At 70.9% G+C, this 9,744-nt stretch carries 6 protein-coding genes; all 6 read right to left on the reverse strand.

Going from position 1 to position 9,744, the window contains the following annotated elements; translation table 11 throughout:
* Window positions 1–61: 61 nt before the first annotated feature.
* The 6 genes from kdpC to ACFV6I_RS33375 all read right to left on the reverse strand — a co-directional run bounded on the left by kdpC (window position 62) and on the right by ACFV6I_RS33375 (window position 9,145).
* Window positions 62–697: a potassium-transporting ATPase subunit KdpC gene (kdpC, locus tag ACFV6I_RS33350; RefSeq protein ID WP_363580040.1), complete on the reverse strand. Its 636-nt coding sequence runs from the start codon at window positions 695–697 to the stop codon at window positions 62–64.
* 14 nt (window positions 698–711) lie between these two features.
* Window positions 712–2,826 carry a potassium-transporting ATPase subunit KdpB gene (kdpB, locus tag ACFV6I_RS33355; protein ID WP_063348922.1) on the reverse strand — a complete coding sequence of 705 codons (2,115 nt, stop codon included), beginning with the start codon at window positions 2,824–2,826 and terminating at the stop codon, window positions 712–714.
* Window positions 2,826–4,487: a potassium-transporting ATPase subunit KdpA gene (kdpA, locus tag ACFV6I_RS33360; protein WP_380369638.1), complete on the reverse strand. Its 1,662-nt coding sequence runs from the start codon at window positions 4,485–4,487 to the stop codon at window positions 2,826–2,828. Before kdpA ends, kdpB begins: the two co-directional genes overlap by 1 nt.
* 1 nt (window position 4,488) lies before the next feature.
* Entirely contained in the window at window positions 4,489–4,578 is a 90-nt protein-coding gene (gene kdpF / locus ACFV6I_RS33365; RefSeq protein ID WP_037971201.1) for a K(+)-transporting ATPase subunit F, read from the reverse strand.
* Between the two features lie 427 nt (window positions 4,579–5,005).
* A complete protein-coding gene (locus tag ACFV6I_RS33370; protein WP_380429418.1) occupies window positions 5,006–7,003 on the reverse strand; it encodes an APC family permease in 1,998 nt (665 codons plus the stop codon).
* A 309-nt stretch (window positions 7,004–7,312) separates the two neighbouring features.
* On the reverse strand, window positions 7,313–9,145 hold the full coding sequence (locus ACFV6I_RS33375; RefSeq protein ID WP_380429415.1) for an APC family permease: 1,833 nt from the start codon (window positions 9,143–9,145) through the stop codon (window positions 7,313–7,315).
* Window positions 9,146–9,744: the final 599 nt, after the last annotated feature.

Genomic DNA, 9,744 nt, shown 5'->3' on the forward strand with positions numbered 1-9,744 from the left:
GGGCGCGGGGGTGGTGCCCCGGCCCGGGTCGGCCTGTTTCACGGATCCAGCCGTTGACCTGTCACTTCTGTTCCGCGAGGGCCCGGTTCAGCAGGAGGACGTTGACGCCCTCCTGTCCGAGGAAGCCGAGCGAGCGGCCTTCGGTGTACTTCTCGACCAGCTTGTGCACCGCGTCCGCCGACAGGTTCCGGGTCTTGGCGACCCGGTTCACCTGCTCCTCGGCGTAGGCGACCGAGATGTACGGGTCGAGGCCGGAGCCGGAGGCGGTCAGCGCGTCGGCCGGGACGCTCTCCGGGGCGACGCCGTCGAACTCGGCGGCGGCGGCACGGCGGTCGTTGACGGCCTTCAGCAGGTCGTCACTGTTCGGGCCGAGGTTGGAGGCGCCGGACGAGGACGAGTCGTAGCCGGTCCCGGCCGCGGAGGGGCGGGGCTGGAACCACTTCGGGTCCGGCTGCGCCTCCTCCTTCGGGTCGTCGGGGTTCTTCTTCGGGAGGTTGAAGTTCTGGCCGATCAGGCTGGAACCGACCTCCTTGCCGTCGGACTTCACGAGCGAGCCGTTGGCCTTCTCGGTGAAGGCGACCTGGCTGATCCCGGTGACCAGCAGCGGGTAGGCGATCCCGAGGATCGCGGTGAGCACCAGCAGCGCCCGCAGTGCGGTGAAGTGGGTGCGGACGGTCGTCGGCAGGGGCTTGGACATCGGATTCTCCTCTCTCAGCTCAGGCCGGGGATGAACTGGACGATCAGGTCGATCAGCTTGATGCCGACGAACGGCACCACCAGACCACCGAAGCCGTAGACCCCGATGTTGCGGCGCAGCAGGGAGCTGGCGTCGGACGGGCGGTAGCGCACGCCGCGCAGGGCGAGCGGGATCAGGCCGATGATGACCAGGGCGTTGAAGATGATCGCCGAGGTGATCGCGGACTGCGGGCTGTGCAGGCCCATGATGTTGAGGTGGCTCAGGCCCGGGTAGACCCCGGCGAACATCGCGGGGATGATCGCGAAGTACTTGGCCACGTCGTTGGCGATCGAGAAGGTGGTCAGCGCGCCACGGGTGATCAGCAGCTGCTTGCCGATCTCGACGATCTCGATCAGCTTGGTCGGGTTGGAGTCCAGGTCGACCATGTTGCCGGCCTCCTTGGCCGCCATGGTCCCGGTGTTCATGGCCACGCCGACGTCGGCCTGGGCGAGCGCGGGGGCGTCGTTGGTGCCGTCGCCGGTCATCGCGACCAGCTTGCCGCCCTCCTGCTCCTTCTTGATCAGCGCCATCTTGTCCTCGGGGGTGGCCTCGGCGAGGAAGTCGTCCACGCCCGCCTCCTCCGCGATCGCCTTGGCGGTCAGCGGGTTGTCGCCCGTGATCATGATGGTCTTGATGCCCATCCGGCGGAGCTCGTCGAAGCGCTCCCGCATGCCCTCCTTGACCACGTCCTTGAGGTGGATGACCCCGAGGACGCGGGCCGGCTTGGCGCCGACCTTGGTCGCCACCACCAGCGGGGTGCCGCCGGCCGCGGAGATCCCGTCGACCAGGGCGGAGACCTCGTTGCCGACCGAACCGCCGTTCTCGGTCACCCAGTTGGTGACCGCGCCGGCCGCGCCCTTGCGGACCTGGTGGACCGCCTCGGCCTCGTCCAGGTCGACGCCGGACATCCGGGTCTGAGCGGTGAACGGGACCCAGGTGGCGTGCGTCAGCTCGCCCTGGGCGCGGGCCCGCAGGCCGTACTCGGTCTTGGCGAGGACCACGATCGAGCGGCCCTCCGGGGTCTCGTCCGCGAGGGAGGACAGCTGAGCGGCGCTGGCCAGTTCCTCGGTGGACACGCCCGGGGCGGGCAGGAACTCGGCGGCCTGGCGGTTGCCCAGGGTGATGGTGCCGGTCTTGTCCAGCAGCAGGGTGTTGACGTCGCCGGCCGCCTCGACGGCCCGGCCGGACATCGCCAGCACGTTGCGCTGCACCAGCCGGTCCATGCCGGCGATGCCGATCGCGGAGAGCAGCGCGCCGATGGTGGTCGGGATGAGCGCCACGATCAGGGCGACCAGGACGATCATCGACTGCGGGGCGCCCGCGTAGGTGGCCATCGGCTGCAGGGTCACCACGGCGACCAGGAAGACGATGGTCAGCGAGGCGAGCAGGATGTTCAGCGCGATCTCGTTCGGCGTCTTCTGCCGGGCGGCGCCCTCGACCAGGGCGATCATCCGGTCGATGAACGACTTGCCGGGCTCCGAGGCGATCTTCACCACGATCCGGTCGGACAGCACCTTGGTGCCGCCGGTCACCGCCGAGCGGTCACCACCGGACTCGCGGATGACCGGCGCGGACTCGCCGGTGATCGCCGACTCGTCGACGCTCGCGACGCCCTCGACGACGTCGCCGTCGCCGGGGATGATCTGCCCGGCCTCGACCACCACGTGGTCGCCGAGCCGCAGCGCGGTGCCCGGCACCTCCTCCTCGGCCTGCGTGGCGGGCCAGTCGGTGAGCCGGCGGGCGACGCTCTCGGTCTTGGTCTTGCGCAGGGTGTCGGCCTGGGCCTTGCCGCGGCCCTCGGCGACGGCCTCGGCCAGGTTGGCGAAGATCGTGGTGAGCCAGAGCCAGACGGTGATGGACCAGGCGAACACGGACGGACTGGCGATCGCGGAGACGGTGGTGACCACCGAGCCGACCTCGACCACGAACATGACCGGGTTCTTGACCATCACCCGGGGGTCGAGCTTCTTCACCGCGTCCGGCAGGGACGCGACGATCAGCTTCGGGTCGAGCAGGCCGCTGGCCACTCTGTGCTGCGCGGCGGGCTCGGCCTTGTCGGCCGGTGCGGGGTTGAGCGTAGGGGTGGACATCAGGAGAGACCTTCCGCGATCGGCCCGAGAGCCAGGGCCGGGAAGTAGGTGAGGCCGACGACGATCAGGATGACGCCCGACAGCAGGCCCACGAACAGCGGCTTGTGGGTGGGCAGGGTGCCCGGGGTGGCCGGGACCGGCTGCTGCTGGGCGAGCGAACCGGACAGCGCCAGGACGAAGACGATCGGCAGGAGGCGGCCGAAGATCATCGCCAGGCCGAGCGCCGTGTCGTACCAGTCGGTGTTGACGGTGATGCCGCCGAAGGCCGAGCCGTTGTTGTTGGCGGCCGAGGTGAAGGCGTACAGCACCTCGGAGAAGCCGTGGGCGCCCGAGTTGAGCATCCCGGCCCGCTCCCCCGGCAGGGCCATCGCCAGGCCCGTACCGACCAGCACCAGGGTCGGCGTGGTGAGGATGTACAGCGAGGCGAACTTCATCTCCCGGCCGCCGAGCTTCTTGCCCAGGTACTCGGGGGTGCGGCCGACCATCAGACCGGCGACGAACACCGCGACGATCGCCAGCACGAGCATGCCGTACAGGCCGGATCCCACACCGCCGGGCGCGATCTCGCCCAGCATCATGTTGAAGACCGTCAGCCCGCCGCCGAACGGCGTGTACGAGTCGTGGAAGGAGTTCACCGCGCCGGTCGAGGTCAGCGTGGTCGAGGCGGCGAACAGGCCGGAGGCGGCGATGCCGAAGCGCTGCTCCTTGCCCTCCATCGCGGCGCCCGCGGCCTGCAGGGCGGTGCCCTGGTGCTGCGACTCGGCGAAGGTGAGCAGGGCGGTCGAGGCGACCCAGAACAGGCCCATCACGGCGAGGATCGCGTAGCCCTGGCGGTTGTCCCCCACCATCCGGCCGAAGGCCCGCGGCAGCGCGAACGGGATCAGCAGGATCAGGAAGATCTCGACCAGGTTGGAGAAGCCGGTCGGGTTCTCGAACGGGTGCGCGGAGTTGGCGTTGAAGAAGCCGCCGCCGTTGGTGCCGAGCAGCTTGATGACCTCCTGGGAGGCCACCGGGCCGCCCGGGATCTTCTGCACGTCGCCGCTGAGCGTGGCCACCTCGTGGAAGCCGTGGAAGTTCTGGATCACGCCGGAGGCGGCCAGGACCAGGGCGAAGACGATCGAGATCGGCAGCAGCAGGCGCAGGTTGATCCGGGTGAGGTCCACCCAGAAGTTGCCGACCCGGTCGGTCCGGTTGCGGGTGAAGCCCCGGATCAGCGCGCCGACGACGGCGATGCCGACGGCCGCGGAGACGAAGTTCTGCACCGCCAGGCCCGCCATCTGCGCCAGGTGGCCCATCGCGGACTCACCGGCGTAGGACTGCCAGTTGGTGTTGGCGACGAACGAGATCGCGGTGTTCCAGGCCTGGTGGCCCTCCATCTGCGGAACACCCAGGTTCAGCAGCAGGTAGCCCTGGAGGCGGATCAGGCCGTAGAGGAAGAGGACGGAGACGGCCGAGAAGGCCAGCACCGAGCGGAGGTACACCGGCCAGCGCTGATCGGCGTCGCCGTCGACGCCGATCACCTTGTAGATGCCGCGCTCGACTCTGAGGTGCTTGGTGGTGGTGAGGAGCTTGGCGATGTAGTCGCCAAGGGGGCGGTAGCACAGGGCCAGTGCCCCGACCAGGGCCAGGGCCTGCAGCCAGCCCGCGAGAGTGGATCCCATGTCAGAACTTCTCCGGGAAGATCAGCGCCACGACGAGATAGCCGACGAGCGCGACGGCCACGATCAGACCTGCGATGTTCTCCGCGCTCACAGCTTCTCCACCCCCCGCGCGATCAGGGCGATGACGGCGAACACGGCGACCGTGACACCGACGTAGATGAGATCGGACATGGGCTCCACCAGAGCGGTTCGGGAGACTGCCGCGGGCGGGCCGGGGGCTTCGCGCGGCGCCGGCGGACGACCGGCAGATGCAGCAAAGCAGCCGTCAGAGGCGCGTTATGGCTCCCTGACGCCCTCCATACGGGTGACTGCGGGACGTTGACGCGACCTTGACGCCCGCTTCACCGGGCCGTGACCGTCGTCATCAGGCCGTGATCGGCCCGGCGCCGGAACGCCGGAAGCCCCGGGATTCCGGGGCTTCCGTACGGGTGGGGATGCGGGTGGGGTGCGGGCTCGTGCGAGCTGGTGTGGGCGGGGCCGGCGGGGGCCCGGGGCCCGGGGGGCGGCTACTGCTCCGGTCAGACCTTCTCCGGCGCCGGGAGCCGCTCGTACCCGCTCCCCGGGGCAGGCTCGCCCCGGCGCACCGCGCCGGGCGCCCGGCGCGACGGGCCGCCCGCGCGCCCGGAGGAGGTCAGCTGCCACGGCACGCTGATCACCATCACGCCCGCCGTGAACAGCAGCCGGCTCTTCAGCCACAGCGCCGACTGGTTGTGCAGCAGGTGCTCCCACCAGCGGCCGACCACGTACTCCGGGATGAACACGGCGACCGCCTCCCGGGGGCTGTCCCGGCGGTGCTCCCGCACGTACGCCAGCACCGGCTTGGTGATCTCCCGGTACGGCGAGTCCAGTACCTTCAGCGGCACCCGGACGCCGGCCTCCGTCCACTGCCGCTCCAACTCCCCGGTGGCCTCCGGCTCCACCGCCACCGTCAGCGCCTCCAGCGAGTCCGGCCGGAACGCCTCCGCGTAGCCGAGCGCCCGCAGCGTCGGCTTGTGCAGCTTGGACACCAGCACGATCCCGTGCACCCGGGCGGGCCGCGCCGACTCGGCCTCCGGGTCGTCCACCGCCAGCTCGGCGGCGACGCCGTCGTAGTGCCGGCGGATGCCGCGCATCATCAGCCACAGCACCAGCGCGGCGACCACGGCCAGCCAGGCGCCCTGGGTGAACTTGGTGAGCAGCACGATCACCAGCACCAGCGCGGTGACGACCGCGCCGAAGGCGTTGATCACCCGGGAGCGCAGCGCCGAGCGGCGCACCGCCGGATCGGTCTCGGTGGCCAGCGCCCGGTTCCAGTGCCGGACCATGCCGATCTGGGACAGCGTGAAGGAGGTGAAGACGCCCAGGATGTACAGGTGGATCAGGCTGGTGACGTTCGCGTCGTACAGCCAGAGCAGCCCGCCGGCCACCACCGCGAGCGCGATGATGCCGTTGGAGAAGGCCAGCCGGTCCCCGCGGGTGTGCATCTGCCGGGGCAGGTAACGGTGCTCGGCCAGGATCGACGCCAGCAGCGGGAAGCCGTTGAAGGCGGTGTTGGCGGCCAGGATCAGCACCAGCGCGGTGACCGCCTGGATCGCGTAGAACAGCACGCTGTGGTCGCCGCCGAAGATCGCCGCCGCGAGCTGGGCGATCACGGTCTGCTGGGGCGTGCTCGCGCAGTCGCCGGGGAAGCCGGTCAGCCGGCAGGCGCCGCCCTCGGTGATGTGCACCTTGGCGATCAGCGCGAGGGCGGTGATGCCGACGAACATCACCACGGCCGTGGTGCCCATCACGGCCATGGTGCGCGCGGCGTTCCTCGCCTTCGGCGCCCGGAACGCCGGGACGCCGTTGGAGATCGCCTCCACCCCGGTCAGCGCCGTACAGCCGGAGGCGAACGCCCGCAGGCCCAGCATCAGCAGGCCGAGGCCGGCCACCGTGTCCTTGCCCTCCTCCGGGAGGATCCCGTACGAGGCGCTGGACGCCACCGGCGCGTCGCCGAGCGCGACCCGGACCAGCCCGGTGACCACCATCAGCAGGATGCCGCCGATGAACAGGTACGTCGGCGCGGCGAAGGCCTTGCCGGACTCCCGGACACCGCGCAGGTTCACCGCCATCAGCAGCAGCACGAAACCCAGCGCCAGCCAGACCCGGTGACCGGCCAGCGACGGCACCGCCGAGATGATGTTGTCCACCCCGGAGGCCACCGACACCGCGACCGTCATCACGTAGTCGACCAGCAGCGAGGCGGCCACCACCAGACCGGAGTTGGCGCCGAGGTTGCGGGACACCACCTCGTACGAGCCGCCGCCGCTCGGGTAGGCGTGCACCACCTGGCGGTAGGACATCACCACGACCGCCATCAGCGCGACCACACCGGCCGCGACCCACGGGGTCAGGTAGAGGAAGGCGGCGCCACCGACGGTGAGCACCAGCAGGATCTCCTGGGTCGCGTAGGCGACCGAGGAGAGCGGGTCGGAGGCGAAGATCGGCAGCGCCAGCCGCTTGGGCAGCAGCGTCTCGCCGAGCTCCTCGCTGCGCATGGCCCGGCCGATGACGAGGCGCTTGAGCGCCTGGGGCACGTTGAACACAAATGTGAGGTTAGGTCGGGAAAACGCAACGGAATTCGTTGTGGAGATCGCCCGGCACCCACCAGATCAAAGGCCTTCCCGCAGGTCAGAGCCGCTGCGGGCGGGTGGGCGCCGGGCGTATCGAGGGCGTCAAGAGTGCCCCGTTAAGACCGCGTCAAGATGCCAGGTTGTTATCGGGCGTCCAAGGTGTGGACGCCCACCGGGGCGCCTCCCCCGGAAACCCCGCCAGGCCGCCCGACACCTCGGCTGCACCGGCCCGGGTCACATCCGCATCCGCAGCCGGCAGACCACCGCGTCCGTGTGCCGGCGCAGCGCGCGGTCGATCACGGCGCCGCGCCGGTTCTGCAGCGCCCGCTGCCACCAGCGGGCCGGCTCCACCTCCGGGATCAGCACCGTCAGCCGGTCGTAGGCGTGCTCCTCGCCGAGCCGGTTCACGAACGCGGCGATCGGCTGGCCCAGCCGGCGGCGGTCCTCCGGGATCTCCACCAGCGGCACGCCCGGCTGCCACAGCTCCCAGTCCCGCCGCAGCGCCTCCGCCTCGGACTGCTCGTGCACCACCGTCACCGCCAGCACCTCGTCGCCGAGCGACAGCGCCGCCGACAGGCCGTCCCGGGTGAGCCGGGTGATGGCCGTCACCGGCACGACGACCAGGCTGCGCTGGCGGGTCACCGCGCCCGGCACCCGGCCCAGTTCCAGCCGCTCGCCGATCAGCCCGTAGCTGCGGTGCACCGCCTCGAACAGCACCACCAGCAGCGGCAGCGCCACCACGATGCCCCAGGCGCCCTCGGTGAACTTGGTGCCGGTCACCACCACCGTCGCGACCCCGGTGAGCAGCGCGCCGAACCCGTTCAGCGCGGCCTTCCACACCCAGCCGGCCGGCCGGTGCACGGACCAGTGCCGGACCATGCCGACCTGACAGATCGTGAACCCGACGAACACGCCGATCGAGAACAGCGGCACCAGGCTGTTCACGTCCCCGCCCGAGCCGACCAGCAGCGCCGCCGACACCAGGGCGAGGAACAGCACCCCGTGCCGGTGCACCTGGCGGTCGGCCCGCAGCGCGAACACGTGCGGCAGGTGGTTGTCCCGGGCGAGCAGGTGCAGCAGCACCGGCAGCCCGCCGAAAGAGGTGTTCGCGGCCAGCCCGAGCAGCACCACGGTGGCGAACTGGACGACGTAGAACGCGGCGCCGTGGCCGAGCGAGGCGTCGGCGAGCTGGGCCAGCACCGTGACGCCCTCCACCGGCTGGAGGTGGAAACGGCCGATCAGCACGGCCAGCCCGATCAGCATCACGCCGAGCAGGGCGCCGAGCGCCACCTCGGTGTGCTGCGCCCGCCTCACCCGCGGGGTCCGGAACGACGGGACGGCGTTCGCCACCGCCTCCACCCCGGTCAGCGCCGAGCACCCGGCCGCGAACGCCTTGAGCAGCAGCAGCGCACCGACGGTCGTGGCGTTCTCGGCCAGCGTCGAGGCGTGGCCCGCGGCGGCCTCGGTGCTCGCCGGGCCGTCCCGGAACAGGCCGACCACGATGATCGCCAGGATCGACACCACGAAGACGGCCGTCGGCGCCATGAACCAGCGCGCCGACTCGGCGATCCCCCGTAGGTTCACCGCCGTCACCAGGGCCAGCACGCCCAGGCACAGCCAGACCCGGTCGTCGTACAGGCTCGGCACCGCCGAGGTCAGCGCCGCCACCCCCGCCGTCACCGAGACCGCCACGTTCAGGATGTAGTCGATCACCAGCGAGGCGGCCGCCGTCAGCGCCGTCCGCCGGCCCAGGTGCTCCTTCGCCACCGCGTACGCGCCGCCGCCGTCCGGGAACGCCGCGATCACCTGCCGGTACGACGCCACCAGCACACCCAGCAGCACCGCGATCGCCACCGTCACCGGCAGCGTGAAGCCCAGCCCGTACGCCCCGGCCGCGGCCAGCACCAGCACGATCGACTCCGGCCCGTACGCGACCGAGGCCATGGCATCCAACGACAGCGCCGCCAGACCGCCCAGCGCACTCAGCCGGTGCCGCTCGTCGCCCGCACCGGCGTCCGGCGGCTCGGGTTCGGCCGTGACAGCCGGGGTGGTGATGGCGCTGGACATCGGACGGAACCTCCGCGATCGGTAGTTCCTCCGATCCTGCGGGCCGCACCCCTGCCCTTCCCCCGACCCCTACGCGTTCCTGACGCCACCCCAGGAACCATTGACGGGCCCTTGACGCACCGCGGGAGAGCTCATGGCGGGGGGCGGTGGCGGGGATGGGTGGGCCGCTGTCCCGGCGGGCGCCGGTTGGGAAGACGACCAGCTCTTGCGAAGAACCCCCGGCGCGCCCTACGCACACCCGGGACACCACCACAATCACGCTGAACGGCCCCACCCACCCCCGCACCCACTCTGCTGCCTGATGCCCGTAATTGCAAGCAATGCGCAATAAGTGCGCCCGGCGGCGCCGCGCCCCTCACGCGACGGGAAAACAACAACAGCCCCCGATCCGCGTCTCCGCAGATCGGGGGCTGCTCTCCATCCTGTGGCTGGTGCAGGGTTCGAACCTGCGTAGCTTGCGCGGCAGATTTACAGGCCGCTGACCAGGGATGCTCTGACCTGGCAACTATTGCTCCCGGCCCGGATCTGGTCCGCCACCGGTCCGGATCATGGTCCCGACGACCCCCTTCCACCCCCGCCTACGCAGGAATCTGAAGGGC

This window comes from Kitasatospora sp. NPDC059803, from assembly GCF_042732255.1.
In the GTDB taxonomy this organism is placed as follows: domain Bacteria; phylum Actinomycetota; class Actinomycetes; order Streptomycetales; family Streptomycetaceae; genus Kitasatospora.

Coding starts and splice junctions, on each gene's coding strand:
- ACFV6I_RS33375 (WP_380429415.1), bottom strand. CDS start 9,145: ATGTCCAGCGCCATCACCACCCCGGCTGTCACGGCCGAACCCGAGCCG.
- kdpA (WP_380369638.1), bottom strand. CDS start 4,487: ATGGGATCCACTCTCGCGGGCTGGCTGCAGGCCCTGGCCCTGGTCGGG.
- ACFV6I_RS33370 (WP_380429418.1), bottom strand. CDS start 7,003: ATGCGCAGCGAGGAGCTCGGCGAGACGCTGCTGCCCAAGCGGCTGGCG.
- kdpC (WP_363580040.1), bottom strand. CDS start 697: ATGTCCAAGCCCCTGCCGACGACCGTCCGCACCCACTTCACCGCACTG.
- kdpB (WP_063348922.1), bottom strand. CDS start 2,826: ATGTCCACCCCTACGCTCAACCCCGCACCGGCCGACAAGGCCGAGCCC.